The following is a 26,000-nucleotide window of genomic DNA, read 5'->3' on the forward strand; positions in this document are numbered from 1 at the left end:
GCGAAGGGGAGAACGCCAAGCGCTTTCTCCCCTTCGCACTTGGGTGCATGAGCTAATGGAAACTAACGGCTTAATCCGCCTTTGCCTCGTTCAGCGCCCACCGCTGCCCCTGCACGAGTTTTTCTAGCCTTGGCCGCGCCCTTGCCCATGGTGACGGCGGCGCTGGGGTGGGCGCCTTCGCTGCGTGACGCGGTGAGCCGCCCTCGGATCTGGGCTTCGTTGGCGCCGCTGTCCTCCAAGGACTGAGCGAATTTTGCGTGGTGTTCGGCTGAGCCGTAGCCGGTAGCTGATGTGGCTTCCAGGGTAGGTGCCTGGTCTTTGAGTTGGCTGCTGTCGTTGCCTGTGACGCAGTTTTCGATCTCGCGGCCGATGTTTTCGAGGCGGGCGAAGAGTTCCTTCTCGGCCCGTTCATACCGTTGCTCCATTGATGCGAATTGAGAGTGTGTGAATCCGCCTTCGGCCAGGAGTTTGGCTTCGTGCATCGCCTTGGCTGCTTTCACGAACTGGGGATCGTTGAAGTGGGATTCGCCGGCACCGTTGATGGTCGCGGTGGTTTCTTTGCGCAGCTGCTCAATTTCGGGGCCGTTGATGCCGTCCTTGCCGATAAGGAACAACCGCTCTTTGATGTCGGCGTCTGCAGCCGCGGCAGCTTTGGGGGTTTTCGCGTTGTGGGCGCGTTGCAGGGCCTGTGCCAGTTCGGGGTTTGCAAGGTATTCCACGGGGACCTGGTGGCGCTCCATTTCAGGTGCCAGTTTCGCCGCCTGGGCTCGAAGTTCTTCTGCCTGTGCAGCGGCGATCAGCTGCATGGCTTTCTCGTGTCCTGCGGCGGTTTTCCGTGCTTCTTCCTGGCTTCGTGCCAGCTCGTCCAGCCGGGCCTTCTCGGTTGCGATGGTCGCGATGCCGGATTCGAGGTAGGCGGTGTCCGTGCCGACGTCGTGGGTGTCGATGCCGTACCGGGCTAGGACTTCTTCGCGGATTTTCGTGGAGGCTTCCAGGGCGGTGGGGTCGTGGTCTTTCCAGCCTTCAGCGACCGCGTGTGCCGTGGCGATGTCGGCCGGCTGTGCCTTGTCCCACCACTCGTCTTTTTGTACGGGTGCGAGGACGGCGAGGGCTGAGCTGCGTTCAGCACTAAGGCGCGTCTGGGCTTCGTGCGCTGCCTGGGAGTCCAGGTATTCCTGCTGTCGCTGGGCTTCCTGCCGGCGGCGGGCCAGCGTCTCTGCGATGCGTGCGGCGACCATGAGGGATTGCCGCATTCCGTTGTCGAGAAAGTCGTCGATGCCGTCTGATTCACTCATTGGTGTTCCCCTTGCACTAGTGGTGTGATTCTTATCGGTCGAGTCCCGGTCCGATGTTACGGCTGGGCTGATGGGTCTTGGCTGGTGTCGCCGGTGTAGGTGTCGTTGGGACCACCGACCCGGGACGGAGCGGGGCCATGCCGCGGCGGGCAATATCCACCGCCCTCGGCCGTACCGCAGCCTCTTTGGCCGGGTGCTGTTCAGCTCCTACGGTCACGGCCTTGGGCATCGTCGCAGTAAACGGGGCCAGCTGGTTCTCGACAACTGCCCGGATGCGCTGGGCTTCGCGGGCACGGCCGGACTGCGCGTGCATTTCATACACCGCGAATGCGGTGTTGATCAGCTGCACCATGAGTGCTGTTTGAGCGGCTGTCTTGTCCTTGCTGGACGCTGCCATGAACAACATGGCCGTCCCGGCAATGGAGGGAAGTGCTACCGGTCTGCTGTGCTGGCGGGGTGCGCGCAGCTGGGCTGTACGGGACAGTTCCGCTGCGGTGGCCGCCAATGGCCCGGGTGTCGATTCGAGCCGGTATGACCAGGCTGCGAAGGCACCGGAAACCTCACGCGCTGCCTTCGCCCAGGTTGCGTGATCGTCGCGGGGAATGGTGCGCAGCTGGTCGGCCAGTGCTGTGGCGTTGCGGGTGTATTCCACCCACGCATCCGCTGACGGCGTCCTGGTCTCGCGGCCGTTCGTGAAGGCCTTGCGTTTGTTGCGTGCGGCAGCGTTCCACTCGGCCGCTGCTTCTGTTGCCGCCTGTGGAGTGTCGGTCCATTCCTGCCGCAGTTGTCCAAGGCGTAGGTCGGTGGCGAGGGTGCCACCGCCGAACCAGATGGGCCGCTCCCCCGGCTTCGGTTGTTCGGCTACGGAGTAGCCGACGATGACGTCGGTGGTGTTCTTCGCGTACCGTGGCCGGACCAGCAGACCAGTGTCCCTGGCGCGGCGGACGAACTCCGCTTCACTACCGGAGGCGGAAGCGCTGGCACGCACTTTGCGGGCGAGGGAGGCCCGGTGCATCTCGCGCTGGTCGCGTGCCGCTGTGGCCTTTTCGGCTCGTTCGTAACCGCGGGTGGCGTGCACGCTGGAGAGCTCTTCCAGCCCGTACTTTGCCTCCAGAGCCCGGCAAGTTTTCTGGGCCTTGGCGTAGTCACCGTGGGTGGAGGCTTTGGTGCCGTCTTCGCGGACCAGGGACACGGCGATGTGGATGTGGTGGTTGCCGTTCTCACTGGTTCCGTGGTTGATCGCGACCCATCGGCACTGTGCTTTGCCGCTGGCTTCGGTGAAGCCCATCGCGTCGACGAAGTCGTTGGCGATATCGCCCCACTGCTGGTCCGTCAGGGCGCCTTCCTCGGCGTGCAGACTTAGGGAGCAGTGCCAGACGCTGGCATCTTTGTAGCCGGCGAAAACCCGCTGCTTCTGCACCGGATCCCAGACCATGTCCTTGACCCGGACCTCGACGCCGAACGCCTTGCGCGGCTGGTCCAGGTGCTTCGCAATCGCCGCCGCGTCGTCCTTGTCCAGGACACCGTCGTCGTACCAGGCCATGATGGCCGCATCCCCGGCGACCAGGTGCGGGTCGGTGTGCGCGTTCTTCGTCTTATCCGCATCCGTCGACACCAGGTACACCATCAGGCCGCCCATCCGAGAGCCGCGGGTGATGTTCGGAATCATCCCTACATCAACCCCTCAATGGTGCGGTCGATCCGCATCGCAACCTCACGCACATAAGCCAAAGCAGCCTTGGCGTCCTGGGGGAACTCGTCGCCGGCGTTGGCATGCCGGGCGATCTGGTTCACGTTGTTCGACACCCGAGCCAGCAGCGTGTGGATCGCCATCAGTTCAGCCATCGCAGCGCGCCGCTCCGTCGGGGTCTCCGACGACTCCGACAACGCAGCGGTCAGCAGCAGGTTCGGGACCGTGACTTTCTGCCGGGCAGCCTTCCCGATCAGCGCGGCTTCTTCCTCCGCCGTAACCCACACATCGCGGCGCTTCTTCGTCCCCGCAGGCGAATTCGCCCGCCGCCGCCGGGAAAGCCGGGAATGCGCCACATCCTCGGTAGACACGCACTCCCCCAATCCCTCGGTTACCGCAGTCAAAAGCCCAGCACAGCGACCCCGAAACCGGGGACCCACAAGCCAGTGTGCCAAACGCCGACGCAGGAGTCGTGCAGGACACGCCCGATTACACCCGTGTAAACGTATAGCTTGCTCCGCCAGGTCGCTCAAGCCCTATTCACACCCCAGGTGCTGACCAGGTCGCCAATTGGAGCTCCGCTGCGCGTCGCTCCAACACAACCGGCATCCGCTGTGGTTACGGTGGGGGCATGCCTACCATCAATATTGAACAGACCCGCAACCAGGCCCGCGCCCTGCTGGATTCGCGCATCGAGTCCGTCACGAGCCTGGTCAAGACCAGGCAGCGCATCACCGACCTGCGCGAGCAGCTCGCCGAAGCCGAGCGTGAAGACAAGCGCGCCTACGTGCGCGCCACCAAAGACGGGTGGAGCCCCGATGAACTGAAGAAGCTCGGGCTCGAATCCGGCGCCGCAGCGCGGCGCCGGAAACCGGCCACCACCCGCACCACAGACGACAGCACGCCGTCCTCAGCCAGCGGGGACACCGGGGCTGAGTAAACCTGCCCCTCGTCCACATGGGCACGGCAAAAGCTGAAACCTACGGGCTTTTCCCGTGCCCACGTGGACGACGGGACCCACCCGACCGGCTGAACACAAATGCCAGGACACCATCCAAGGGCACGTCACCATCCGCTACCGGCGCATGTGCACAGCCTCCGAAGTCACAACGCACCAGCGGCCCCCTTTCCCATGGTCCAAGCCCGATGCTTCCGACGCGCCCAGAGGGGCGGCTGGGTTTCTTCAGCAGGGACGACAGGGGACGAGACGATCAGGCATCTCCGGATACATATGAAACCACTCGAGGGGGCCGGCTTCTAAGGCACAAGGGGGCTTTCCGGGCCGGTACAGAGCGGTACGAATCACCACAATCGTGCGCAGGCCCGCGTGATCCCAGCAAAGGGACCAGCCGCACCCAGAGGATTTCGCAAGAAGCGGTGTCCGGCTAGAAACTGAAGAAGGCCGGCACCTGTCATAGGTGCCGACCTTCGCAGTCTCAAACGCTCGCGGGTTAATCGTCCTCGGGGGCCTCGCCCTCGGCGACCTGGCCCGAAGCAATGCGTTCCGCTGTCTTTTCGTAAGCGGCCTCAATGTACGCGGCCAGATCGTCTTCGCGGACCCTCCAGACACCCCTCCCGCCGAACTGCGCCGCCCTCAGCTCACCACTGCGAACCAGCGCGTAGACCAGCGGTTTGCCGAGGTTCAGGACTTCCTCGACCTGCTCCAGCGTCAGCATCTTGGGAAACGGGCCGGCCACCGGCGCGCTGTTCCTGCTTACTTCTTCGGTCCGCTTAGCCACGGTTATGTTTCCTCGTTTCGGTGCTGCATTTCATCCAACGTTCTCTGTCCCCGGCGTAGTTCGCCGGCCTGCACCGGAGGCCATGGCTTACCGCCGTTGTACTTGCGTTGCAGGCGCTTCACCTCACGCATCGTTGCCCTGACGATAAGGTCGGAAACGCTCGCGTCGCCCTCCTGCAGCCCGGCGGCCTTGAACGCGGCCCGGACCTGTCCCGCCTGGTCCTCGGTGTAGTACGGCGTGAACGCCGGAAACCGCTTCGGTTTCGCCATCAACAAAGCTCCTGGTTAGACGGTACGCAGCGTCCGCGGCCAGGGGTGCAGGCTGTCCAGGTAGCCCTTCCCCAGGGACATCGTCCCGTCCTCGTTAAAGCGGATATCCGAGTGCTGGTGGCTGCCGCCGGCATGAGCGATCGCCGCCAGGACCAGGTCCAGGTTCTCGCGATCCAGTCCCGGCACGATGTCACCCAAAACGGCGGGAACGTCCTCAGCCAGTGACGCCGCCAGCATGAGGAAGCGGCGCTCCCCGCCCGACAGTGCGCCGGCCTCTTCCGGGATGGACGCGAAGTCGATCCATGCACTTACCTGCCCGGGTCCTTGCGGCTCTGTGCTCGTGTGGACCCAGGGGTTCCCCGGGGCAGCGAACTTCCCGCCAAAGCCCCGCAGCAGCAGCTCCGTTGCCGCCTCGATGGTGTACATGCCCCTGGCCCAGGCGCGGAGGTCATCTGCGTGCGTCATAGCGGTGTTCCTTCTTACTCGCGGTTGGGATTAGCGGGTTGTGCCTGTCGGGGCCAGCGTACCTGCCGGCCCGACAGCTGTACTGCTTAGAAGGGAGGTTCGGAGTCGGGTCCGTTGCCCCATCCACCGGCGGCGTTGCTGTTGGCCGGCACGACCCAGGGATCGTCCTGCGGGCCGGATTGCGGCTGGTTGCTGGCGCTGACCTGGTAGCCGTTCCCCTGCCCGCCCTGGGGGCTGCGCTGGGTGCGGTTGACCTTCGCGTTCGCGTACCGGAGGGAAGGGCCGATATCGTCGACTTCGAGTTCGATCACAGTGCGCTTCTCGCCTTCCTTGGTTTCGTAGGAACGGGACTTCAGCCGTCCGGTGGCGATCACGCGCGTGCCCTTGGTCAGGGACTCGGCCACGTTCTCAGCTGCTTCCCGCCAGACACTGGCCCGGAGGAAAAGTGTCTCCCCGTCCTTCCACTCGTTGGACTGACGGTCAAAGGTCCTGGGCGTTGAAGCGATGGTGAAGTTCGCTACGGCCGACCCACTCGGAGTAAAGCGCAACTCTGGTTCCGATGTCAGGTTTCCAATGACAGTAATCGTGGTTTCGCCGGCCATGATGGTTCCTTTTCCTCGTGTGCTGGTGATGTTCTCGGTATCTGTTGCGGGTTCGTTCTGAAGTTCGGTCCCGCCCGGCTCGTCGTGGGTGAGGTCGTTGAGTTGGTACTGGTTCGCAGTGTGTTCATCCCAGAGCCCGCCCTCCCCGAGCGGGGCTCGGTTGATCGCCTCAAGGTACCCGTCATCCCCTCCTTGGTCCGGGACGGCGTAGCCGTCGTACAGGTCCTCAACGAGGGGTTCCACAATGGCGGGTTCCACAACGTAGGGGTCCACAGCGTCGGGGATGATCCTGCCGCTGGGGTTGACCTGCCGGAACAGGTCCACCTCCAACGGGATCCGTGGGCTGAGGTTGTACCCGACAACCGGGCGCGGGGTGGTCACGGTCGTCACGCTGCCTTGTGACTCATGGCCGCCTGGACGAGCTTGTCGCGGCGCAGGCCGGACCAGTGGTCCTGGTCATCGGAGTTGTTCACGACAACGGGCGCCCGGGAGTAGCCGAGTTCAGCGGTGATGTACTCCAGCGCTGCCGGCACTTCGGTGATGTCCACGGCCGTGTAGGTGATGCCCTTGGAGTCGAAGTAGCCCTTCGTCTTCTCACAGTTCGGGCAGTCGGGCTTGGTGTAGACCGTGTAAGCGGTGGGTAAAGCAGTCATTTTCAGCACCTGGTTTCGTATCAAAGGAGTTTCGTTCGTCTGGTTGACTTGCTACTTCAATTCTAGCAATCATTCAACTGAATGAATAGCGGTTCTGCTCCTTGTTTTAGGGGTTTCTGGCATGGTGATTTTCGGCCGAATAGTGGCACTTCCCGCTTTTGGACCACGGCTGTTGATTTCAGAAGCTGACTGCACAGATGTCAGGAGTCCTCTGCTCTGCGGGCATCCAGGGCGGCCTGGTTCTTCTTCTGCGTGTTCGATCAAAATAGCCGGCATTTCACAACCCCCGGGAATGTCCGCAAAGATTGCATTAGTACCGTCAGACGTGGAAGGCCAAGGACGACCCTGACAAACGGGTTCGATAACTTACAGTCACCCCTAGTTCGCCCCATCACAAAGTTGCGGTTTGAGATGACTTCAAACGGTAGGACCGCCTGAGCATGGACCCCAAGTATCTGGAAGCACTCTTCGCCAAGTACCCGGAGCTTCTTTCGCCTCAAGACCTCGAAGAACTCTTCGGACTCTCCCGAAATACCCTGTACCGCTGGCTCCAAAACGGAGTGATTCCTGCTTACCAAGTCGAGAAGACATGGTTGATCGCCAGAGATCAAGTCAAGGACTGGGTCTGGAAAAACCGGAAAACACTCAGGAAGGGCCAGACATCGGAAGTCAACGACGAGGACCAACCCTAGAGCGAAGCGGCCGGAGTTCCGCCGCCGGTTACTGTGGTCATCCCCGCAGGTTCGCCAACACCGAAGCCCCCCTGTGCCTGAAAAGTTCCATGTCGAGCGGTGATGTGGGCACCTGGCTGGAGTAGCAGTGCCGAATAGGTGTCGTCCCTGCTGGAGGAAGATCAACCGGGGCGGCCGGTTCGTCGGCAACGCAGGGTTTGGACCATGGGGAACGTGTCCGCGCGGTTCTCTTCTTCGCGCAGCTTACGGCTTCCGAAGGCGCTTCGGTTTGAAAAGTAAGCATGCTTTCTATTAGTTTGGTGTTAGCTTCCCCGCTTATCCCCCATCAGGCGGAGTGGTTGCCAGGGAGGCCCCGCCACTGCTCGGTGTTGCGGGGTTTTTCTCTATCCGCATTTGCGTAGCAGGTGTCAGGTAACCGAACGGCAGAAGGAGTATGCAGTGGCTCAGGGTGACATCGAGACGTACTACGAAGACGGTTCGTGGAAGAACAAGCGCGAGGGCAGCGACCATGCATTCGGCGCCGGCTATGGCACGAAGGATGAAGCGGCAGCTGTAGGCCGGGAAGCTGCCCAGGCGGACAAGGTCGAGCACGTGATCAAGAACCAGGACGGCCAGATCGGTTCCAAGAGCAGTTACGGCAATGATCCCAGGAATGTCCCGGGTTGATTGCTACGCCATCCCTTTGGCGCTTTGGTGCGTGGGGAGACAAGAAGGGCCGGCTCAGAAATGAGCCGGCCCTTCTGGTTCTCCTCGGCAAAGGAAATTTACGAATTCAGCCTAGCTAAATTTTGTCGGTGGTTGCTGCAGCCGCTCCTGCGCCGTCGTTGTCCCCGGCAGCGCGGCAACTGGTGGTGCGTGTGGTGGGTGCGTTATGGCGGTCCGCCGCTGGTGAGTGGCTGCTGTGGTTCGCCCTGGGCGGCGGACCGCCCGACTTCTGAAAGGCTCCTGGCCCACGGATGATGAGTGGCCGGGAGCCTTGCCGGGCGGCGTTCGCTTCCGCCCGGCAAGGGGTTTTTATGCTGCCGATTCTTCCTCGGCCTGTTGGCCGCTGTCGATGATGATTTGTTCGACCTCGCTTGCGGTGTATCCCCAGAGGACCAGCTGGTTCAGGTAGTCCCGGTGCGTCTGGCTCGGGGACCGCCACGAGTCTTTGGCGATGGTCTTTTCGTATCCGGCGCAGACCAGCGCAATCAGTCCGAATTCCGGGCGTGCGGTCGTTTTGGCGACGTGGTCCCTGAGCGGGTTCCATGCCCACTGGTTGGATTCTTCGAACTTTGTCCCGACCATTTCAGCGGCCACTTTGCCCTCGTAGCCGCTGGCGGTTTCGGGGTGGTGGGTGATCGCGTGGAGGGTGAAGTACTGCCATCCCTTGGGGGCCTGCTTTTTGGCCAGCAGGTTCTTGACCCATTCGCAGCGGACGGTGGCAGCTGACTGCATCAGCTTGTTGTTCTCGATCAGGGTCTTCCGTTCGGCCTTCTGCTCGTCAGTCATGGGGCCTTTGGGGGCCGAGGAGGTGCCGTAGCCGCTGTAATAGCGGAGCGTGAAGCCCAGGTCTTTCCAGCCGGTGACGACGGCGACGGTGGAGTGTTCGCCGCGATAGTCCGTCTCGATGTAGACGGCGTTGCCGTCCTCGTCGGTGGCCGGCTCACCGTCCGCCCTTTTCAGGGACGTGACGCGGAGGGTTTCGCTGTCTTCCCCGTACCCGCATTCGGGAACAACGACCGTTCCGGCTGCTTCCAGCTCTGCGGTGAGGGCGGCCAGCGCGGCGGCGCGGTCGCGCTTGTCGCGCAGTTGCTGGGTGACGTGCAGGAGCATGTCGGGTTCATCCATGATGACCGATTCAAGCTCTGCGGTGGCTTCCTCGTCGGATTCAAATTCCGCGAGAATAAGGGCTTCTTCAATGGTGTAGCCCTTGCCCAGGGCAGCGGCTCCGGTGTAGGTGGACTTGGCCTTCAAGGCGCTTTCGACGGTGGTCCTGGTCCGTCCGGTCTTCTTGGCGATCGCGGCGGCCGAGACACCGATCAGGGACAGCTGGTGGTAGGCGTCGGCCTCGTCGGCTTCGGTGAGTTCGGCGCGCTGGATGTTCTCGACCACCTGCGTGACGATGCGTTCTGCTTCCTCAGGGCTGTCGATGATCATCACCGGGATCAGGGGCCGTTCGGCTTCGACGGCGGCGCGGGTGCGGCGCTGACCCATCAGGACGTGCACGGTGCCGTCGCCCTTGCGGTGGGCGATTACAGGTTCCATCACGCCGTGTTCAGCGATGCTGGCGATGAAATCGGAGGTCAGGGCGGCGTCCTTCCGGACGTTGACATCAACGGTCAGGGTTGCCGGGTCAAGCATTTCAAGCGTAGGTGCTGCGGTCATTGGTGTTGCTCCTTCTTGCCGAGAAGTTGGGTGGGTGGGGCGGCTTAGGTGACCGGCCAGCTCCCCTTCTCCCCCTCGTTGTTTTGGCTGCTGGCGGAGCTTGCGGAGCTGTGCCCGTGCAGGCCCGTCTACCCGTAAGGGCAAGACCCGGAAAATCTTCGGAGGAAATAAGCGACGAAGGAGCGCCGGAGAAGACTTCTGCGGGCCGCAGGCCCCGACGAAGGAGGGGCTAGAGGGGCCGGAACGGGCACGTACAATCCGTCAGGACAGCAGCCAAAACGTCGTAGACAGACAGGGCCAGGGACGGCGGAGCCCTGCGGAGCCGGCACTGGACCCAACAGCCGGCCGCGCCAGCGGACGCCCACCAACTGGTTGCAGCGCAGCGGAAACCACGGCGAGCCCAGCGAGCCTGCACTTTCCTTCAGTAGTGTTGGGGCATGAGTGATCGAGCTCCACGCCCTGGCCGCAGCGGTGAAGCCGGCCGCGCAAGCGCCTGGAAGTCACCACGGGCCTGGCGGGTCCTGGCTGTAATGTTCAGCGTTGCCGCGATCGGATCGGTGGTGCTGGTGGTCGTGGATCTTGTTCTCGGCCGGCCTGCTGCCGGCGACCTCTTTATCGCCTTTCTCAATAGTCTCGCGGCCGTGGCCCTCTGGCGGCTTGGCTCTGAGACGCGTCGGACATGACGAAGGGCCGGCACGTTCGACGTGCCGGCCCTTCGCGGTATTCCTCGGCAAAAGGAAACTTATGGGGTGCAGCGTCAGCGCTGCTTGCGGTTACAGCTCGTAGTGTCTTTGGTCTTTCCTTGGCCGGTCCACGGGGCCGGTGAATGGGCCTGCGGTGAGCAGGCTCAGTTCCAGGATGTCTTCAAGGGGGCTCGCGTCCGGGGAAACGGTGTCGTCCTCGGTTATGCGGAATTGATCTGCCACGCTGGGGACTCCTTGGCTGTACGGACGGGACGGCGGTGTCCTGTCACAGTATCGGCAGTTCCTGCGTGCGGGCTGGAAGTCGCGGTGCCCGCGCAGCGTGACGCGGCCGGCGGAGATGTTCCTATAGACAAGCCCCAACGATGCAGGCCTTGGTTTGGAGCCTCTGAATCACTTGATCTTGCGACTGCGAAGGTCAACAACGGATGCAGTTATCGCCAGAATGACCTCCAGCGTCACACGAAGGATTACCCACATGAAGGCGAAGCACCAGACTATGTTGAGCAGGATTACTGGCGAGTTGGCGAGGATTTCAGAGGCTCCGCCCAGCGTTGGGTCGATTCTGCCCACGGTTGTGAAGAGAACCCCAAATATCGGGACGGACAGAACAAGCAACCAATAGATGAAGGTTTGGTCTGATTGGAAGAAGGCCAGTATCAGGAGCACGGCCGCAAGTACGGCATAGCCCGCTGCGATCTGTCGTACTACACGCGCTGCTTGGTCGCGGAACTCTTGGGATATGAGTCCTGACGCCACTTTTGCTCCCGCCGCTTTGATGATTCCTGAGCCCAATGTACCGGCCAGCGGGTGCCCCTGGTACTTTTATCCCACCCCGCAGAGGTCTCTTTTGAGGCTGTAGTAGATCTCTCTGGCGATGAAGCGTTTGAGGCAGCGTATGGCATCTGCGGGCGAGTGCCCTTGTGCTCGTTTGCGGTCGCGGTAGGCCTGGGACCTGGTGTCGTAGCGGAGGCGGCAGATGGCGATGAGGTAGATGACCCTGTTGGCTTGGCGATTTCCTCCTCGGTGGAGGCGCATACGGTGCGATTTTCCCGACGAGACAGGTATTGGCGCGACTCCGCAGAGCCGGGCGAAGGCTGCTTCGTTGCGGAAGCGGTCAAAGTTCTCGCCGGCGGTTATGAGCAGTTGGGCGACACTGACGGGGCCTACTTGGGGCAGCGCCAGGGTGTTCGGCGCCACAGAGGAAACCAGCTGGGTCAGATGCTTGTCCAGTTCGTTAATCTCAGCCGTGAGATCGTAAATCCTGCGGCCGAGCTCTCGGAGCGCATACTTCACAGCCTGCTCGGGTTCATGGATTCGGCTCAGGTCCGGCCGCAGGGCGCGGGCTTGAGTGGCTTTACCCTCGAGAGTTTTGGCGGTCAGTCTGGTCCTGAGATGATCCGGTGCGGTGAGCAGAACATCGCGCAGCTGGACACAAGCCGCGCTGCGGGCCTTGACTGCAGAGTCTCTGACCAGGTGAAGATTGCGGATGGCTTCCACCGCTCCGGTGGTGTCCTTCGCCGGCTCTGAGCATTCACCGGAAAGGACCTTGCGGGCGGCAGCTTCAGCGTCGACGGCGTCACTCTTACCGACACGGTGCCGCACTTGGGAGTGGCCACGGTTGACCTCCACGACATCGATGCCGGCGGCTTTCAAGTGCCGGGTCAGCCCGGCGCCGTAGGAGCCGGTGCATTCGACGCCGAAGGCGTTGATGATGCCGAAGCTTGCCGCCCAGTCCAACAGTTGTTGGTAGCCGTCGCGGGTCGAAGGGAATTTCCGGTCCCCGAGCATCCGCCCGTCCTGGTCGACTGCCGCGGCATGGTGGACCAGCTGGTGAGTGTCTACTCCGACGGTTACAGCCCTAACGGGGTGTGTCGTTGTAAGAGTCATGCCTGCTCATTCCTGTCGAGGTTGAGATTGGCGAGCACGATTGACCGGGCCGGGCGGACAAAGCACTGAAAAGCTAAGCTGCACGTTCCTATCAAGTCACGACTCCGTCCGGCCCGGTCGCCCTAAGTGAGTGACAGGGAAGTGGAACCGACAGATCTCCGCATAGACAGTTCGCGCATTACTGCGGTTCGTCACGCAGCGGGCAAGTCAGGAACCACTCCCTGCCACGGTCTAATGTTGACCAGCTGGCACCACTCGCGAAGTGCGACGCGCTCACACGGAGCCAAAAGTGTGTAGCAAGCGAGCCGTACCGACAGATCTCCTCCTAGACAGAAACACACAGCAACTGCGTCCATCGTCACGATGCGGGGAAGTCAGGAACTGCTCCCCTGCCACCCTCTCATTCTCCTCAGTGCGAAGCGGGGGAGGCCGCCGCGCACCTGTGGAAGATCCCGCGACACGGGCCGGACCCCTTTTGTAGTGGAGTCCGGCCTTGTCGAGGCTAGCGCTTCAGGCGGCGGTCATAGGCCTTTTTCGGGTCCCGGCTGCAGTCTGCCAGCAGGCCGCGGTTGACCAGTTCGCTCAGCAGTTCCGCCAGCCGGTACCCGGCGGTGTCCTCCAGCGCGAGCTTGAAGTACCGGGCAGCGAAACTGGATTGTCCTTTGAGCCATTCCAGCCAACCGATCAGGCACAACATGGGGGCGCGCTGGCCTTCCGGAGTGGCTTTCATCAGCTCGAACGCGACTTCCTGCGCCATGTCCACGCGCGCCCAGTCCGGGCGGGCAAGGAAGACACCGAGCATGACGGAGGTGAACTGCTCCGGCGCGTGCGGGACGATGTCGCCCATCATGTAGTCCCGGATGGTGGGGTGCTGCAACGCTCCTGCCAGCTGGTGCGCGGTTTCGGTCGTCAGGCTCTGGGGGTCATCCAGCACCTTGGCCCAGGCAGCACGGCTGGCTTCGAGGTCTTCGGGCCAGCCGTCGGGCTTGTGCGCGGCGATCGCCTCGCGTGCTGCCTCGTCCCCGGTGAACGGTGCCGGTGCGATGAAGCCGGTCACGGCGCTCCCCCGGTAGATCAGGGCGGCGTTGCCGTTGCTGGTGGTGATCGAGTCCAGCGACTCATCAGGGCAGCAGCTGGTGTCCGCGCACAGGTAGTTCCGCCACAGCTTCGAGGTCACCAACCATGCGTCCTGCAGCGGCATCCCGGCAGTTTCGAGTTCGGTGCGCAATGCCTGCACTTGCCCGGCAAAGGGGCGGCTGCCATCGGTGGTGCTCTCATCGGTGTAGATAACCAGCAGGCTGCCGGTGGCGGCCTCATCAGCGGTCAGGTAGCTGACGACGGTTTGCGCGAAGCCAACCGGCTCCTGTCCAAACGGGGCATCCACGCGCAGGGTCGCGCCAATCTTGTTGCCCTGCATGGTCAGTGCGACAAAGGACTCCGTGGGGGTCTGTCCCAGCGTGTGCGGGATAAAGGCCAGGACGTCGGCCGGGCCGGTGAATTTAATGAAGTCGTTCATTGGTGTTGCTCCTTCTTGCCGAGAAGTTGGGTGGTGGGGCGACCAAAGGTGACCGGCCAGCTCCCCTCTCCCCCTCGTTGTTTTTGGCTGCTGGCGAAGCTTGCGGAGCTGTGCCCGAACCGGCCCGTCTACCCATCGGGCAAGGGCCGAAAAATCTTGCGGGATCGGCGCGGAGCGTTGATCCCTGGCTGAAGAATTTTCGGCACGCAGGCCCCCGGAGGGGGCTAGACGGGTTGGGGCGTGCACGTACAATCCGTCAGGACAGCAGCCAAAAACGTCGTAGACACACAGGGCAAGGGACGGCGGAGCCCTGCGGAGCCGGCACTGGACCCAACAGCCGGCCGCGCCAGCGGACGCCCATCAACTGGTTGAAGCGCAGCGGAAACCAGGGCGAGCCCAGCGAGCCTGCCTTCCCCTTGGCCACGGACAACCCAACGACACCACCAACCCGCGGCTTGCCGCCCGCGGCTGCCAGCCGTGCACCTGATTGCTGCGGGATTGGCGGTCCGCCGTCGGCGACCACCAGCGAAAGCCGGCCACGACGGCGGACCGCCCGCGGTGACCGGCCCCAAAAGAACCGGCCACCCCCGGCCTTATTCGCGGCGGTCGTGCAGCGGGACGGCTCCATAATGTCCGGCTGCACGGCGGAATCGGGCGTCACTGCTGAAGATGAACGTGCCGCCAAACATGTACCACGGGACGGGTTCTCCCGCCGGAGTGATCGGCTCGGCGTGGATCACGGTCTCGCGGTGGAAGTGCTCGTTCTTCACGAGCCGGACGGCGGGACGTTCCTCCGTGGCCTCGAACACCGGGTCGATGCCCTCACCGATGACGGTTACTTCCATGACGCGGGCGGAAATTCCCCGGTTCGAGAAGTCCGTGCCCAGGTCGTCCCGGTAGATCAGGGCGGTGATGCCCCTGGGGGCGCTGGTGTCGTTGCTCATGTGCTGGCTCCTTTGAAGTCGTTGGGGTGCTGTACTGCCCGGCCCGTGGCCGGGAAGTACAGCGGGTTGCCGGTGCTGGTTAGGCGGCGTCCCGCACGGCGTAGGGCATCCGGTACCGGCTGGGCAGTTCGGCGGCGGCCTCCGGCAGGTCTGCCGGGCCTTGGGCCTGCCCGTTCTTCCAACTGGTGAACGCCTGCTCCGGCCTGGTGGGAAAACCGCCAGAACGTGCCCGTAGGAGCCGGGAACGTCATCGACATCGAACACTGGCGGGTCCAGGTCCGCCTCGGGTCGGCCTCACCACTGCGGACCTTCGAGCTGCGCCGCGAACCCCTCTCTGAGCAGTGGCTTCTGGAGGCCATCACTGACACTGACAACTGAGCCCAGCCCTGCCGTAGCGTAGGGCCATGGGACTAGGAAGCGGGTTGCCGGCAGGGCTTGCCCCGCCGGTAAAAGTCGCGCTTGCCCGCGCCGTCAACACAATGCCGCGGGATAACGCACTGCCCGGGAATCTGTCGTTTGAACCCAAGTGGGACGGGTACATTCACTGAACACTGTCAAGCAGCGGCCTCTCGGACTGCCGCCGAACACCTCAGATCCCAAGAGCTTAAGACAATCCGATTGTGTAACTTCATGGCCTCTTCTCGGGACAGCCTTGCGGGCGGTTAATTCGGGAATTAGACGCCATACCGCCGGGGCGTCCCTGACGGCCGCATACGGCGCGGCCGGTTGAGGACCCTTCAAGGGTCAAAGGGTCAGCTAAGCGACCGGCTCATGACATAGCTTGAGTACAACTAGCTGGACGAAGAGCTGAAATCCTTCGAGCTAGGCCGCTGGCGCACCTGCTAGAAAGATGTCGGTCGCACCGGATTGAGTCGTCGAATACCTCAGCCTCAGGTCAGCGCCTGCAGTTTCCACGGATTGCCCAGTCGCATATGAGCTGTCCGGGGTCCTCAATAATTCCATTCTCTTGGAGCAAGGCGACGCCGACGCCGACCCCGACTAGCAGGGCTATAAAAGCTAATGCCAAAATGGCCGAACGTATCCGGTTGCTCCTCCGGTTTCCCATACGTTGAGCTTCGCACGTTACGGAGCTAGAGGCGGATAACTAACTTCACCATGGAGCTGCTTCCGGCAGGATCACGAAAGTTATGGATCGGCACATTTACACTTCGAACATGAGAACAAGCTTCAAGATCGCGCTCGGGTTCGCGGCTAGCATCACACTATTCTTGCTGCTATCAACTCTGTTTCCGGATAAGCCAGGAATAGCTTCAATACCCGGAGCGCTCTTCGTCGGTTACGTAGCAAAGCTCACCTACGAGCACAATAAAAAGGGCGGAACCAACACGCGTTGAGGGATCGGCTTATGGGTGGCGCACTTTTTCGCACGAGCAAGCTGGCCTTCGATGGGATACCCGCCTGACAGGGCAAGATGCTTGCATGAGCAAGTTGAACCATGAATGGGCAATCAAGGAAATCGACCAGCTCCTACGCATGACTGACCAGGTCGGCTACGACAACAGCGGCGGAGGAGTCGTAGTGCTTGGAACACGCATGCGCGGATCGCAGACTGAAGCGTCCCAGCGTGCGCATGTTGTGGAACAAATACTTGATCGTGTTCTCCCCGGTTGGAGACAGGATCGGCCAGAGAAGGACGCGAAATTTGCTTGGCTCCGAGACCAAGCCTCAAGAGCCAAAGCCGCGATGCAAAGGGCAGCAGAGCTCGCTGAAAACCTAGGGGATAACGCTCCGGACATGGACGCGGCCAATCTTCACCCCTGGGCTTGGGAAAACGGGCGATCCTACTGGAACACAGGGCATTATCATCAGGCCGTGATGCAGGCCGCTATCCGTGTCAACGCCGAGACGCAAGCGAAGATGGGGCGCATGGATGTCTCTGAGACAGCGCTGTTCAATGAGGCGTTTTCAATGGATGCGCCAAAGGAAGGCGCGCCGCGACTCAGGCTGACAGAAGATGACGGGGGTAAGACGTATCAGAACCTTCACCGGGGCGCTCGATCTTTCGCGGATGGGCTTTATACAGCTATCCGTAATCCTGGCATGCATAAGCCACAGGAAAGTCACGGCGGCGAGGAGCAGCTTGCCTTAGAACAACTGGCAGCCTTCAGCTTGCTGGCTCGTTGGATCGACCAAGCAAAAGTCCACCGGATATAAGCTTCGGATCGTGATCCTTTATCGGGTGCTGCTCTCGGTTCCACGGCTGAACAAGGAGACAGAGACGACTTTCACTTACAGGGGCCTAGTGTTGGGTCATGGATCGCTCTGGTGAAGCCCTCCCGTCGACGCTTCGCCCGCCACTGGAGGTGGTGTTGGCGAAGGCCGTGAAGGGCATTCCGGCGCCTGCTGCTCTACCCGGTCAGATGCTCTTCGAACCGAAGTTCGACGGCTACCGTGTTCTGATCTTCCGCGACCGAGACGGCGTGAGCTTGTGGTCACGCCAGGGCAAAAATCTGACCCGGTACTTTCCAGATTTAGCGGAGGCGGCAGGTCTAATGCTTCCCACCGGCTTCGTGGTTGATGGGGAAGCCGTGGTGTGGTCGGAGGGGAGGTTGAATTTTGAGGCCCTCCAACGCAGGTTATCAGCAGGTGGGCCGGCACTGCGGTCCGCGGCCGCCGAACTGCCAGCCAACTTCGTGGGCTTCGATATTCTCGGCGTGGCTGGGCAGGATGCCAGGGCCTTGCCACTGGCGGATCGTCGGGTCCTTTTGGAAGAGCTGGCAACGCTGTGGGCTCCCCCGTTTTCGTTATCGCCCCAGACCACCGACCGGGAGCTCGCCCGGCAGTGGTTTGAGGGCCTCGCCGGGGCCGGGATGGAAGGGCTTGTGGCCAAGAGCAGCATCCAGACCTACACAGGCGGGAAACGGATTTGGCTTAAGGCCAAGCACGTCTCAGAGCTGGACGTCGTTTGCGCTGCCGTTGTCGGCCCGATGGAGAGGCCGACCGAAATGGTGGCCGGCCTGCCTATTGACGGCGAGCTGCGTATTGTCGGCCGCAGCTCCACCCTAAAAGCCGCTGACAGTAAGGCGCTTTCCCGCTGGCTACGGACACCTGAAGGGCCTCACCCTTGGCCGCCAGTGGTGAAAGGAACAACGCTGGACAGGTTCAACCGTGACGCCTCCCCTACTGGGCTGACTCTCGTTGAGCCCGTCGTGGTCGAGGTGCTAGCCGATGCTGCCTGGTCCGGTCAGTCGTTTCGGCATTCACTGAGATTCCGGAGAGTACGTCCCGAGCTGGACCCCATTGACGTCGGGCTCCCCTCAAGCCTGACCGTCGGTGACACGGACAGGCCAGGGTGATCCAGCATTTCGTTGCGTCGGCGACGAAGGTGGACCAGGTTCTCCTCGAGGGCTTTGACCTCGCCCAGCCACTGGTGCTTCCGGGCTTCGTCCAGGCGAGCTTCGGCGTTCGCGGTCATGTCCTCTACACGTCCTGCTTGTGCGGGGTCGACCTGCAGGAAGCGGCACTTGATGCAGGCGTGTTCGTGCACGCAGGGGGTGGCGTAGGGCCGGTGACAGGTCCCCAGAGCGACCCGGCGCAGGAGGAAATGTTGTTCGAACTCTTGCCACTCCTCCGATGATGCCGTGCGCAGTTCATGGCCGGGACGGGTTTGTCTGCGGCGTTCAATAAAGGCGTGGTGGGCCTGGATGACGTGCTCGGGGAACACTGCCGTGTAGCCGCGGGTGGTTTCCAGGTTCAGGTGTCCAAGGAGGGTGGAGACGATATGCAGAGGTAGGCCCGAGTCTACGAGCTCGGTGGCGAAGAGCCGTCGAAAATCGTGGGGTGTGAAAGTCACGGGCATGCCCCCATCGCTGAGTCCTGCGTGGGAGGCGATACCTATTAGTAGCTTCCGAACGTAGTGGTTAGACAGAACGTTTTGGGTGGGCCCGACCAGCCGGGCGAATAGGTGAGGCAGGCGTTCGCTGAAGGTTTTGTCGTTGGGATCGTATCGAGTGGACAGTGGCACGGCTTGGCCAGTGCCGCGGGCCCGCCGTTGAACATCGACAAGGATCTTGACCAGTTCAGGGGACATGGGGATTAGTCGCTCCTGGTCAGTCTTGGACGGCACGATGTGCAGGAGCGGCACGATGGTGTTGGTCGTGGGGGCCACATAATGGCGGAGCGACAGTTGGGTCAGCTCCAGTAATTCTTCGATCCTGACGCCGGTTTCCTTCAGGGTTGACGCCACCGCCCAGCCCCAAAAGCTGTCGGCCTCGACAGAGGTGACGTCGGCTCGTTTCCCCACAGGGACAGGTGGTCTGGAACCTGCCTCGGCGCTTATCACCTCCGCCCAAATCCTGGCGCGAGTGTTCGCCTTGGTCCGAACGGGCGGGTCGTGGCGCCGATAGGTCACCCCGTCAACGGCGTAGGTCTCCAGATGTGTGGCTGCCACAGTGCGTTCGAGTAGCCGGTGGCCTTTTTCCTTCAGGTCCTCTGCGGAGCGCATGAATGCCGGCAAGAGAGGTGTGAGGGATCGGGTGCGTTGCTGCATGCGTGCCTCGACTTGGCGTCGGCGCTTGGAGGAGGCCTTGGATTCGGCGCGTGGAAGTGGAATTGGTGCAACCCAGATGGCCCAGCGCTCGGGTTGCTCGTGCGACCACTCGGCGATGTCCCGGTAGAGGGCCCTTACGGCGAAGAACGTTGAGGCTGTTTCGTTGCGTGGTGTTCCCTCCAACGTGGTCTTGACACGCTCGCGCCATTTAACAGCGACGTCAGGAGCAAGATGCAGGTTCTGCTGGGCGGGGTTGATGTCGAGTACCTCGGCCCAAAAAAGCCGGATCAGTCTGTAGGAAAGGCTTTCGAGCGAGCCGTAATCCATGCTGGGTTTGAGCTCTTCGAGGTAATCGATGAGCAGGTTCCTGACTCCTGATTCCGGAATCCCGTACCGTCGTACCAAAGTTTCAACGGTGTGTCTGCGGTTCACCACGTTTGCGTGCCAGGCTGCCCGCAGCGTCGCGGGTTCTCCGGCGAGGGGCCCGAGACTAACAAGCAGTTCCCATGCCAGGTGCTCTTTCGCGTGCCGGGTGCTGGTACGAGCGGTGTGTGAATATGCCAGGATGTCTTCTCCGGTCAGCTGACCCAAACGTTTGCCCGTTCTCACCATCACCCTTGCAATGGCGTTCTCAGCGTTGCGGCGCACGAGGTGATGCGCGGCCATGTATTGGGGAAGGCTACGCATGCGCGGCGTCTCCACTGGTTCGGCAGCGTCGAGGAAGCTGACAGCTCCCTGGCTGAGGTTCCACTGCTTCGAAGAGAACATCCACTCATAGGATGGGCGGACGAGCCGGGCCCGAACGATGCTCGTAATGCCCAGGCTAATCTCCTTCCTCGGTCGTTCCAGTCGTTCACTGAGTCCACTCAGGCCAGTTCTCGGCGACTGGTCCAGCCCGGACGCGAACCAGCGTTCTTCCCATGTCTCCCCCGGAAAGAGCAGCAGCCATTCCAAAACGTCGCGGGTAGCACGGCTGGTGGATCTTGCACGCTTTGGACTCCTCCCGTAGGCGCCGTTACAGCTATCAACCCATGCGAGGGTTTCCTCAGCTCCAAGCGACTGGAGATGCCGGAACTCCCAATGTTCGTCCTGCGGACCCAGAATGCCGGCGTCGTACGCTGGACGGGGCATTGCCTTATTCCGTGCCGTAAAAGTACTGTCCGCCTGCAGCCGCAACTCGTTGACCCGGGCAGAGGTCTGGGCTGCGGCGACCTGGGCCGGGGACCGCAAGTCCTGCCTAACGGCTTCGCCGGTCATTCCTGCAGCCCCAGCAGTTCGCGCAACGCCGCGCCGTCGTACTCCGGTTCGATGCCCGGCGCCTCTTGCGGAGGTCTGGCGTAGTGCTCCAGGACTTTCTGCAACACGTCTTCCATCCGGGGCTGGGTGTAGATGCTTGTTGTCGTGACGTTTACGTGGCGAAGCACGGTTTGCACGTCGACAAGAGTGAAGGCGGGATCGGCGATCATCCGCTCCGCGGCCGTGTGCCGCAGATCGTGGAGGGTCCAGTTCGACCCCAACTTTTTCTGCGCTCTGGCAAACATCTGCCGCGCGGCCGCGTACTCAAGCGGTCGCCGGTTCTTGGGGTGCAGCGTCCACCAGACGCGGTCCCCGGGAGAGGCCGGCTGACCTTCGCGCATGTACAGCGCTAACCACACGAAAGCATCAGCGCTGGCAGGAATGAGATCGCGATTGCGGGTTCCCTTGCTCGTCACCACCAGCGTGTGTTCCCCGAAATCGTAATCCCCGTGGCGCAAGCCCAGCAGTTCCTCCGCGCGGGCACCGCTGCTAAGCCAAAAGGACAACATGGCCCTGTCCCGATGACTCGTCAGTCCGTTGAAGATAGACGCCATAGCGGCGTCCGGAATGCCCCGCCAGGCTGGTTTTGGAACACGTTGCCGGTATGTCCCCCGCCGGCTCGGCCGAAACTGCTCCATTGGGTTGTGATGCGCGTAAACCCTTGCCCCCGAGACCCGCTGCCGGGGCACCGGATTAACCAGTGGACCCAGATTCATCTCGAGGGCGAAGTCGTAAAAACTGGATAAGACCGTGAGCTGATGATTGATGGAATTGGCTGAGAACGTGGTCCCTGGTCCTCGTTTTCGGGTCACAGCATTGGTAGTGACGGTCTGATCGCTCCCCCTTCGCAGACTGTTAGCTGTGGGGGAAGCCCGCATGTGTTCTACCAACGCCCTGACATCGAGTCGTTCAGCCCGTTCCCAAGGCACGAACCGGTCATGAAGAAATCGGAACCAGCGCAACAAGTCATAGGCATAACTGCGCAAGGTGGCAGGAGAACAGTCGGAAGCCGACAGGTCACGCAGGAACGACGAAGCAGCCAAGTGTTCCGTGTCCGGGAAAATCAGCCTGTACGGAAGACCAGCATCTGCCTTCATCACCTTGCCCATATTGCCTGTCACAGGTTCCAGCCTTCCTGATGAGGGTTTCCAAGAGACCAACACAAGGTGCAGTTAACATGCCGATGTGTTGCCGTAACGGGCGACCGGGGGGCCACGCTGTGGTCCCGGCAAGGGAAGGATCTTACCGGGTACTTCCCTGAACTGTCGGCTGCGGTCGCTTCGGCCGTTCCCCCGGGATGCGTGATCGACGGCGAAGCCGTGATCTGGACACAGGGCCGGCTGAACTTCACCGCCCTGCAGCAACGCCTGGGCGCCGGACCAAAAACCCTCCCCGGGCTGGTCGCCGCGACGCCGGCCAGCTACGCAGCGTTCGATGTCCTGGCCGTCGCCGGGCACGACGCCCGGGACCTGCCGCTCAGCGACCGGCGGGCACTTCTGGAAGAACTGGCAGCCGGCTGGGAACCGCCGCTGTCCCTCTCCCCCGCCACCACCGACCGGGACGTGGCCCAACAATGGCTGGAAGACATGCCGCGCACCGGTATCGAAGGGCTGGTCATCAAAGGGACAAACCAGCCATACACCCCTGGCGTCCGGTCCTGGCTGAAGCTCAAACACAGGGAAACCCTGGAAATCATCTGCGCGGCTGTGATCGGGCCGATCACCCAACCCTCAGAAGTCGTCGCCGGCCTCGTCCTGGATGGCGAGCTGCGGATCGTTGGCCGGTCCACGCCACTGAAGACGAGGGAGAGCCGGGAACTGGCGCGGTGGCTTCATCCACCAAAAGGTGAGCATCCGTGGCCGGCCACCATCAAAGGTACGGCCCTGGACAGGTTCAACCGGGACAAGGAGCCCGTGGCCCTGACACTCGTGGAACCCGTGGTTGTTGAGGTTTCCGCCGACACTGCCTGGTCTGGGAGGTCCTTCCGGCATCCGCTGCGGGTGCTCCGGGCACGGCCGGAACTGTCCCCTGCCGATGTCGTCCTGCCGGACCGGCTTCAGGCAGGTTAGCGGTCCGTGCGGATTGTTATGGGGTTTTGGCTCTCTTCGAGGAGCGCGTAGAGGTTTTCCCGTGCTTCTTCGTAGGTGTCGCCTTCTGCCTCGAGGTGCCCGTAGCTGCCGTCCGGGTGAGTGATGGTGCCGGTGAGTATCACCCCCTGAGCCTATGTGGCTGCAGGTTCCGCGGGCTCGATGAGTTCCGGCCCGTTGTTCCTCACGCTGTTGACCCGAGGGCTGACAATCCTTGGCGTCAGGGTCGGCTCCGGCAGGGAGTCCAGCAGGTGTTGGATGTCGTCCTTGGCGGTCAGGTCCGGGTCCAGCCACTCCGCGAAGCGGTCCCGCGGGATGATGACGGGAGACCGGTCATGGACGTGCCCCAACGCGTCCTGCGTCGTCGTAGTGAGCACGGTGCAGCTCAGCAGCCACCTCTCCGGGTCGTCTTCGGGCAGAGCGGGGTCGGCCCACCACTCGTACAGCCCGGCGAAGCCCAGCAACGGCTCCTTCTCGGAGTACAGGTAGTTCGGGATCTTCTTCCCGTCCTCGGTCTTTTGCCACTCGTAATAGCCCTCGGCCGGGACGATGGCGCGGCGCTTCGCAGCGGCCTTTCGGAAGGACGGTTTCTCCAGGATGGACTCACTGCGGGCGTTGATCAGCCTGGAGCCGATCTTGATGTCCTTCGCCCAGGACGGGACCAAGCCCCAGCGGGCTATCAGCAAATGCCGGTCAATGGTCCCTTCATCCAGGCGTTCAGCAACGATCGGCACACTCTGGGTAGGTGCCACGTTCCAGCTCGGCGGTGGCGGGCTGCCCTCGACCTCCTTGGCCTCAAAGTGGCTCAAAAGATCGCCCGTGGCTTTGGACATCACGTATCTGCCGCACATGAAGCCATTCTGCCCGACAAGGGCGACAGCACCCGACCTGTCCTGGTGATGCTTCCCCTACGGGCAGGCCAAAGGCCCGGACGGCTCGTCCGGGCCTTTGAACCAGAGCATGGTTAGCGGCGGGTGTCGTCGATTCCGTCGGTATCGATGTTTTCCTTGCGGACTTCCTCGTTGACGGTGACGTTCTCGGTCACGGTGTCCTTGTCCAGACGAACCCGTTCGACCGGGACGGCTTCCTTCTCGACGACGGGTCGTTCTTCATGGAGGACGACCTCGTGTTCTTCTTCACTGATCGCCGGACCGTCCATCGCCGCACCGATGTTCGCGTCAGTGATGGGTTCGCGTTCGATTCTGACTTCTTCGCGCTGCACGGGAACCGTCGTGGTGACGTTCTCGGTGGTGACGTACTTGCGAAGCCTGGCCCGGCCAGCGGCCTGCTTTTCCGTTCCGACGTGGAGCTGCTCTTCGGAGCGGGTCATGGCGTCATCGGTGTTGGGACCGGAGGTGTCGTGTCCGACCGTGCCGGCCCGTTCGCCGGTGTCGGCTGTGCCGGTCCCGGAGGTGGTGCCGGTGTATGAGGTGCCGCCACCGAGGTTGTAGTGGGCGTACAGCCGGTCTTCTTCAGCCGGTTCGAGGTGGCCGTCTTCGGCGACGCGGGGTGCGTCCTTGACCTGGTCCTTGCTGTAGGGAACAACGATGTCATTGCCCTCGGTCCGTGCTCCTTCAAGCGGAACGAACGATTCGGACGTGCCGAAGAGCCCGGTTTTCACCGTGACGAAGGTGGGCTGGCCCGTCTCATCATCGGCGTAGACCTGGCCGATGGAACCAATCTTGTCCCCATCAGCGCTCAGGACGTTGCCGTCGGCGTTGAGCAGGGTGTCAATGTTTTCCTTGGCGAACATGTACCGTCTCCTTGGATTGGTTTTTCTGAGGCCTTTTGGCTTCCCCCAAGACCAATACTAAGCACGCTTACTATCGTTCTGGCAAGGCACCTTGGTCGGCATCCGGGCAGTCCTGTGTCGATGCCAGGCATACAGGGGCCATGTTTGGCCCGGTTTCAAGAGGACCGGAGGCGCAGCGGATACAGCCTAGAACTCGACGTCGACGGTGAACTCAGCACGGGATCTGCCAGTGTGCTGCGCGGCCGCGGTTTGCACGACGTCGAGGATTTCGCCCACGTTCCGCGCCACAGCCCTGAGTCCGGGCAGTTCAACAACTCCCAGAACCAGCTGCTGGTCGGCAGCTGTGATGATGTAGGCCGTGAGCTGCACGAGCATTTCCTTCCAGCGGGAACTAGAGGCTACCGGACGGCGGGGACGGCTGTGGCGCACTTGGACGCTGTTACTGCCCGGAACCCTTTTCGTGTGGGGACTCGCAGGGCTGGTCGGATGCGTAGCGGAGCCAGCCCGGCAGCGCGGCGATGAACGCTTCCTTCACCGCCGGGGTGTTCGTGACGGTCCAGTCCACCCTGCCCTGGACTTCGACCTCATTCTTGTCCCATTCGAACCAGTTGATCATTTTCAGCTGCGGGAACTGCTGGACAGTTCCGGGTTTGAACAGCTGCTCCCACCATGCTTCCTTGATGGCCAGTTCGGGCTCGCCTCCGGTGCCGGGGGAGAAGAGGGCTGCGGTTTCGGGGATGGCCACGGGCTTGCGGTGCTGTTCCCCGTAGATCTGGTAGAAGTCCGGCAGTGCGCTGTCATCACCGTTAGCTCCGGCGTAGGTGCCGGTGAGCTGGTCAGCGAACTTGTCCGGTTCGGGCAGTTCGTTTTCGCCCCACGGGTAGTCGCTTCCCCAGTGGTACAGGGACATTCCCACCCAATCCACCGCATCGTCCCCGGGATAGTACGGGGCGTAGGCGTCATCGTTCATCGTCAACGCACCGTCACCGTCGGTGTCCAGGGCGGTGAACGCTGCGGTGCCGGGTTTTTGGCTTCGAACGCACCGCCGGCGAACGGGTAGCCGCCGCCGTAGTTCGGCGCCCACATCATCGCTGACCCCGGAGCGTAGGCATGGATCGCCGCGGCGAGGGTGCGGAACGCGGAAATGTAAGCCTCGGGCTGCTGGGACCAGGCGTACCAGGAGCCGTTCATCTCATGGGCGAACCGGACGATGACCGGGACCCCGTCTTCGTTGAACTCGGACAGGAGCTTGGCCAAAGCCTCAGCAGTTTCGGGGGTGACAGTGCCCAGTCCGTTGGCAGGTTCCAGGGTCAGCAGCAGCATGTGCCCGTCGACCCGGATCTGCTGAACCGCCCGTTGCAGATCGCCCTCTTCCAACGGTGTCGCGGAAAACCGGTGAAGGAGACGCTCACCGCGGGTTTTTGGCCCAGGTCTTTGGCATAGGTGGCGAGGGGTTTGGCATGCCAGTCCAGGTTCACCCCAAACAGCGCACCCTCAGCGGGAGCAAGGGACTCACGCCCCAGCACCTGGC

31 protein-coding genes are annotated in these 26,000 nt (G+C 62.4%); 9 read left to right on the forward strand and 22 right to left on the reverse strand.

Annotated features, from left to right (window positions below; all coding sequences use genetic code 11):
• Nucleotides 1-62 precede the first annotated feature (62 nt).
• From FDW83_RS09320 to FDW83_RS09330, 3 genes are read right to left on the reverse strand one after another with little or no spacing between them, the layout of a single operon-like run.
• On the reverse strand, nt 63-1,295 hold the full coding sequence (locus tag FDW83_RS09320) for a hypothetical protein (RefSeq protein ID WP_138137746.1): 1,233 nt from the start codon (nt 1,293-1,295) through the stop codon (nt 63-65).
• A gap of 31 nt (nt 1,296-1,326) precedes the next feature.
• Nucleotides 1,327-2,964 carry a relaxase/mobilization nuclease domain-containing protein gene (locus FDW83_RS09325; protein ID WP_138137748.1) on the reverse strand — a complete coding sequence of 546 codons (1,638 nt, stop codon included), beginning with the start codon at nt 2,962-2,964 and terminating at the stop codon, nt 1,327-1,329.
• Between the two features lie 2 nt (nt 2,965-2,966).
• Nucleotides 2,967-3,356 (reverse strand): MobC family plasmid mobilization relaxosome protein, encoded by a 390-nt coding sequence (locus FDW83_RS09330; RefSeq protein ID WP_240720928.1) that lies wholly within the window; start codon nt 3,354-3,356, stop codon nt 2,967-2,969.
• 260 nt (nt 3,357-3,616) lie between these two features.
• Between FDW83_RS09330 and FDW83_RS09335 the strand changes: the two genes are divergently transcribed.
• Nucleotides 3,617-3,925, forward strand: coding sequence for a hypothetical protein (locus tag FDW83_RS09335; RefSeq protein ID WP_138137750.1), 309 nt, complete (start codon nt 3,617-3,619; stop codon nt 3,923-3,925).
• A 511-nt stretch (nt 3,926-4,436) separates the two neighbouring features.
• Here the strand turns inward: FDW83_RS09335 and FDW83_RS09340 are convergent.
• The 5 genes from FDW83_RS09340 to FDW83_RS09360 form a co-directional block, all read right to left on the reverse strand.
• A complete protein-coding gene (locus tag FDW83_RS09340; protein ID WP_138137752.1) occupies nt 4,437-4,724 on the reverse strand; it encodes a helix-turn-helix domain-containing protein in 288 nt (95 codons plus the stop codon).
• 2 nt (nt 4,725-4,726) lie between these two features.
• Complete coding sequence (locus FDW83_RS09345; RefSeq protein ID WP_138137754.1) at nt 4,727-4,993, reverse strand: hypothetical protein; 267 nt, start codon at nt 4,991-4,993, stop codon at nt 4,727-4,729.
• 15 nt (nt 4,994-5,008) lie between these two features.
• Nucleotides 5,009-5,458 carry a hypothetical protein gene (locus FDW83_RS09350; RefSeq protein ID WP_138137756.1) on the reverse strand — a complete coding sequence of 150 codons (450 nt, stop codon included), beginning with the start codon at nt 5,456-5,458 and terminating at the stop codon, nt 5,009-5,011.
• Nucleotides 5,459-5,544: 86 nt separating this feature from the next.
• Complete coding sequence (locus FDW83_RS09355; RefSeq protein ID WP_138137757.1) at nt 5,545-6,441, reverse strand: single-stranded DNA-binding protein; 897 nt, start codon at nt 6,439-6,441, stop codon at nt 5,545-5,547.
• 5 nt (nt 6,442-6,446) lie between these two features.
• Nucleotides 6,447-6,713: a glutaredoxin family protein gene (locus FDW83_RS09360; RefSeq protein WP_138137758.1), complete on the reverse strand. Its 267-nt coding sequence runs from the start codon at nt 6,711-6,713 to the stop codon at nt 6,447-6,449.
• A gap of 440 nt (nt 6,714-7,153) precedes the next feature.
• On the opposite strand from FDW83_RS09360, the gene FDW83_RS09365 reads away from it, so the two are divergent.
• The 3 genes from FDW83_RS09365 (at nt 7,154) to FDW83_RS19125 (ending at nt 8,343) form a co-directional block, all read left to right on the forward strand.
• Entirely contained in the window at nt 7,154-7,405 is a 252-nt protein-coding gene (locus FDW83_RS09365) for a helix-turn-helix domain-containing protein (protein WP_138137759.1), read from the forward strand.
• A 438-nt stretch (nt 7,406-7,843) separates the two neighbouring features.
• A complete protein-coding gene (locus FDW83_RS09370) occupies nt 7,844-8,071 on the forward strand; it encodes a DUF2188 domain-containing protein (protein ID WP_138137760.1) in 228 nt (75 codons plus the stop codon).
• A gap of 128 nt (nt 8,072-8,199) precedes the next feature.
• Nucleotides 8,200-8,343 carry a hypothetical protein gene (locus tag FDW83_RS19125; RefSeq protein WP_171027512.1) on the forward strand — a complete coding sequence of 48 codons (144 nt, stop codon included), beginning with the start codon at nt 8,200-8,202 and terminating at the stop codon, nt 8,341-8,343.
• Nucleotides 8,344-8,419: 76 nt separating this feature from the next.
• Here the strand turns inward: FDW83_RS19125 and FDW83_RS09375 are convergent, their stop codons facing one another.
• Entirely contained in the window at nt 8,420-9,772 is a 1,353-nt protein-coding gene (locus tag FDW83_RS09375; protein ID WP_138137761.1) for a ParB/RepB/Spo0J family partition protein, read from the reverse strand.
• 437 nt (nt 9,773-10,209) lie between these two features.
• On the opposite strand from FDW83_RS09375, the gene FDW83_RS09380 reads away from it, so the two are divergent.
• Complete coding sequence (locus FDW83_RS09380; RefSeq protein WP_138137762.1) at nt 10,210-10,455, forward strand: hypothetical protein; 246 nt, start codon at nt 10,210-10,212, stop codon at nt 10,453-10,455.
• Nucleotides 10,456-10,545: 90 nt separating this feature from the next.
• Here FDW83_RS09380 and FDW83_RS19130 read toward each other — a convergent pair whose 3' ends face one another.
• The 5 genes from FDW83_RS19130 to FDW83_RS09400 all read right to left on the reverse strand — a co-directional run bounded on the left by FDW83_RS19130 (nt 10,546) and on the right by FDW83_RS09400 (nt 14,823).
• Nucleotides 10,546-10,698 carry a hypothetical protein gene (locus FDW83_RS19130; protein ID WP_171027513.1) on the reverse strand — a complete coding sequence of 51 codons (153 nt, stop codon included), beginning with the start codon at nt 10,696-10,698 and terminating at the stop codon, nt 10,546-10,548.
• 168 nt (nt 10,699-10,866) lie between these two features.
• Entirely contained in the window at nt 10,867-11,232 is a 366-nt protein-coding gene (locus FDW83_RS09385) for a hypothetical protein (protein ID WP_138137764.1), read from the reverse strand.
• 66 nt (nt 11,233-11,298) lie between these two features.
• Nucleotides 11,299-12,363, reverse strand: a complete 1,065-nt coding sequence (locus FDW83_RS09390; RefSeq protein WP_138137766.1) for an IS110 family transposase — start codon at nt 12,361-12,363, stop codon at nt 11,299-11,301.
• Between the two features lie 502 nt (nt 12,364-12,865).
• The gene (locus FDW83_RS09395; RefSeq protein ID WP_138137767.1) at nt 12,866-13,879 is read right to left on the reverse strand and encodes a DUF4192 domain-containing protein; all 1,014 of its coding nucleotides are present in this window, start codon (nt 13,877-13,879) and stop codon (nt 12,866-12,868) included.
• Nucleotides 13,880-14,472: 593 nt separating this feature from the next.
• Complete coding sequence (locus FDW83_RS09400) at nt 14,473-14,823, reverse strand: hypothetical protein (RefSeq protein WP_138137769.1); 351 nt, start codon at nt 14,821-14,823, stop codon at nt 14,473-14,475.
• A gap of 225 nt (nt 14,824-15,048) precedes the next feature.
• On the opposite strand from FDW83_RS09400, the gene FDW83_RS19135 reads away from it, so the two are divergent.
• From FDW83_RS19135 to FDW83_RS09415, 3 genes are all read left to right on the forward strand, one after another.
• Nucleotides 15,049-15,201 (forward strand): hypothetical protein, encoded by a 153-nt coding sequence (locus tag FDW83_RS19135; protein WP_171027514.1) that lies wholly within the window; start codon nt 15,049-15,051, stop codon nt 15,199-15,201.
• A gap of 1,062 nt (nt 15,202-16,263) precedes the next feature.
• Nucleotides 16,264-16,998, forward strand: coding sequence for a TIGR02391 family protein (locus FDW83_RS09410; RefSeq protein ID WP_138137771.1), 735 nt, complete (start codon nt 16,264-16,266; stop codon nt 16,996-16,998).
• Between the two features lie 98 nt (nt 16,999-17,096).
• On the forward strand, nt 17,097-18,140 hold the full coding sequence (locus FDW83_RS09415; RefSeq protein ID WP_138137773.1) for an ATP-dependent DNA ligase: 1,044 nt from the start codon (nt 17,097-17,099) through the stop codon (nt 18,138-18,140).
• Here FDW83_RS09415 and FDW83_RS09420 read toward each other — a convergent pair.
• Together FDW83_RS09420 and FDW83_RS09425 are read right to left on the reverse strand one after the other, a co-directional pair.
• Nucleotides 18,029-20,590 (reverse strand): site-specific integrase, encoded by a 2,562-nt coding sequence (locus FDW83_RS09420; protein ID WP_138137775.1) that lies wholly within the window; start codon nt 20,588-20,590, stop codon nt 18,029-18,031. The two genes, FDW83_RS09415 and FDW83_RS09420, sit on opposite strands and share 112 nt — an antisense overlap.
• Complete coding sequence (locus FDW83_RS09425) at nt 20,587-21,750, reverse strand: site-specific integrase (protein WP_205754664.1); 1,164 nt, start codon at nt 21,748-21,750, stop codon at nt 20,587-20,589. Before FDW83_RS09425 ends, FDW83_RS09420 begins: the two co-directional genes overlap by 4 nt.
• Before the next feature lie 45 nt (nt 21,751-21,795).
• On the opposite strand from FDW83_RS09425, the gene FDW83_RS09430 reads away from it, so the two are divergent.
• Nucleotides 21,796-22,698, forward strand: coding sequence for an ATP-dependent DNA ligase (locus FDW83_RS09430; protein WP_138137777.1), 903 nt, complete (start codon nt 21,796-21,798; stop codon nt 22,696-22,698).
• Here the strand turns inward: FDW83_RS09430 and FDW83_RS19140 are convergent.
• From FDW83_RS19140 to FDW83_RS19480, 6 genes are all read right to left on the reverse strand, one after another.
• A complete protein-coding gene (locus tag FDW83_RS19140; protein ID WP_171027498.1) occupies nt 22,695-22,841 on the reverse strand; it encodes a hypothetical protein in 147 nt (48 codons plus the stop codon). The two genes, FDW83_RS09430 and FDW83_RS19140, sit on opposite strands and share 4 nt — an antisense overlap.
• Before the next feature lie 9 nt (nt 22,842-22,850).
• Entirely contained in the window at nt 22,851-23,567 is a 717-nt protein-coding gene (locus FDW83_RS09435) for an SOS response-associated peptidase (RefSeq protein ID WP_138137779.1), read from the reverse strand.
• A gap of 113 nt (nt 23,568-23,680) precedes the next feature.
• The gene (locus FDW83_RS09440; RefSeq protein ID WP_138137781.1) at nt 23,681-24,469 is read right to left on the reverse strand and encodes a DUF2382 domain-containing protein; all 789 of its coding nucleotides are present in this window, start codon (nt 24,467-24,469) and stop codon (nt 23,681-23,683) included.
• 186 nt (nt 24,470-24,655) lie between these two features.
• Nucleotides 24,656-24,838, reverse strand: coding sequence for a hypothetical protein (locus tag FDW83_RS09445; protein WP_138137783.1), 183 nt, complete (start codon nt 24,836-24,838; stop codon nt 24,656-24,658).
• Nucleotides 24,839-24,908: 70 nt separating this feature from the next.
• The gene (locus FDW83_RS19475; RefSeq protein WP_240720929.1) at nt 24,909-25,439 is read right to left on the reverse strand and encodes a hypothetical protein; all 531 of its coding nucleotides are present in this window, start codon (nt 25,437-25,439) and stop codon (nt 24,909-24,911) included.
• Nucleotides 25,440-25,441: 2 nt separating this feature from the next.
• Nucleotides 25,442-25,846: a glycosyl hydrolase gene (locus FDW83_RS19480; protein WP_240720930.1), complete on the reverse strand. Its 405-nt coding sequence runs from the start codon at nt 25,844-25,846 to the stop codon at nt 25,442-25,444.
• Nucleotides 25,847-26,000: the final 154 nt, after the last annotated feature.

The sequence above is a fragment of the Pseudarthrobacter sp. NamE2 genome, from assembly GCF_005796205.1.
Classification (GTDB): domain Bacteria; phylum Actinomycetota; class Actinomycetes; order Actinomycetales; family Micrococcaceae; genus Arthrobacter.

Excerpts from the sequence above, each read along its gene's own strand:
- FDW83_RS09320 (WP_138137746.1), bottom strand. The coding sequence starts at position 1,295 with ATGAGTGAATCAGACGGCATCGACGACTTTCTCGACAACGGAATGCGG.
- FDW83_RS09325 (WP_138137748.1), bottom strand. The coding sequence starts at position 2,964 with ATGATTCCGAACATCACCCGCGGCTCTCGGATGGGCGGCCTGATGGTG.
- FDW83_RS09335 (WP_138137750.1), top strand. The coding sequence starts at position 3,617 with ATGCCTACCATCAATATTGAACAGACCCGCAACCAGGCCCGCGCCCTG.
- FDW83_RS09345 (WP_138137754.1), bottom strand. The coding sequence starts at position 4,993 with ATGGCGAAACCGAAGCGGTTTCCGGCGTTCACGCCGTACTACACCGAG.
- FDW83_RS09350 (WP_138137756.1), bottom strand. The coding sequence starts at position 5,458 with ATGACGCACGCAGATGACCTCCGCGCCTGGGCCAGGGGCATGTACACC.
- FDW83_RS09360 (WP_138137758.1), bottom strand. The coding sequence starts at position 6,713 with ATGACTGCTTTACCCACCGCTTACACGGTCTACACCAAGCCCGACTGC.
- FDW83_RS09365 (WP_138137759.1), top strand. The coding sequence starts at position 7,154 with ATGGACCCCAAGTATCTGGAAGCACTCTTCGCCAAGTACCCGGAGCTT.
- FDW83_RS09375 (WP_138137761.1), bottom strand. The coding sequence starts at position 9,772 with ATGACCGCAGCACCTACGCTTGAAATGCTTGACCCGGCAACCCTGACC.
- FDW83_RS09380 (WP_138137762.1), top strand. The coding sequence starts at position 10,210 with ATGAGTGATCGAGCTCCACGCCCTGGCCGCAGCGGTGAAGCCGGCCGC.
- FDW83_RS09390 (WP_138137766.1), bottom strand. The coding sequence starts at position 12,363 with ATGACTCTTACAACGACACACCCCGTTAGGGCTGTAACCGTCGGAGTA.
- FDW83_RS09395 (WP_138137767.1), bottom strand. The coding sequence starts at position 13,879 with ATGAACGACTTCATTAAATTCACCGGCCCGGCCGACGTCCTGGCCTTT.
- FDW83_RS09400 (WP_138137769.1), bottom strand. The coding sequence starts at position 14,823 with ATGAGCAACGACACCAGCGCCCCCAGGGGCATCACCGCCCTGATCTAC.
- FDW83_RS09410 (WP_138137771.1), top strand. The coding sequence starts at position 16,264 with ATGAGCAAGTTGAACCATGAATGGGCAATCAAGGAAATCGACCAGCTC.
- FDW83_RS09415 (WP_138137773.1), top strand. The coding sequence starts at position 17,097 with ATGGATCGCTCTGGTGAAGCCCTCCCGTCGACGCTTCGCCCGCCACTG.
- FDW83_RS09420 (WP_138137775.1), bottom strand. The coding sequence starts at position 20,590 with ATGACCGGCGAAGCCGTTAGGCAGGACTTGCGGTCCCCGGCCCAGGTC.
- FDW83_RS09435 (WP_138137779.1), bottom strand. The coding sequence starts at position 23,567 with ATGTGCGGCAGATACGTGATGTCCAAAGCCACGGGCGATCTTTTGAGC.
- FDW83_RS09440 (WP_138137781.1), bottom strand. The coding sequence starts at position 24,469 with ATGTTCGCCAAGGAAAACATTGACACCCTGCTCAACGCCGACGGCAAC.
- FDW83_RS19475 (WP_240720929.1), bottom strand. The coding sequence starts at position 25,439 with ATGAACGATGACGCCTACGCCCCGTACTATCCCGGGGACGATGCGGTG.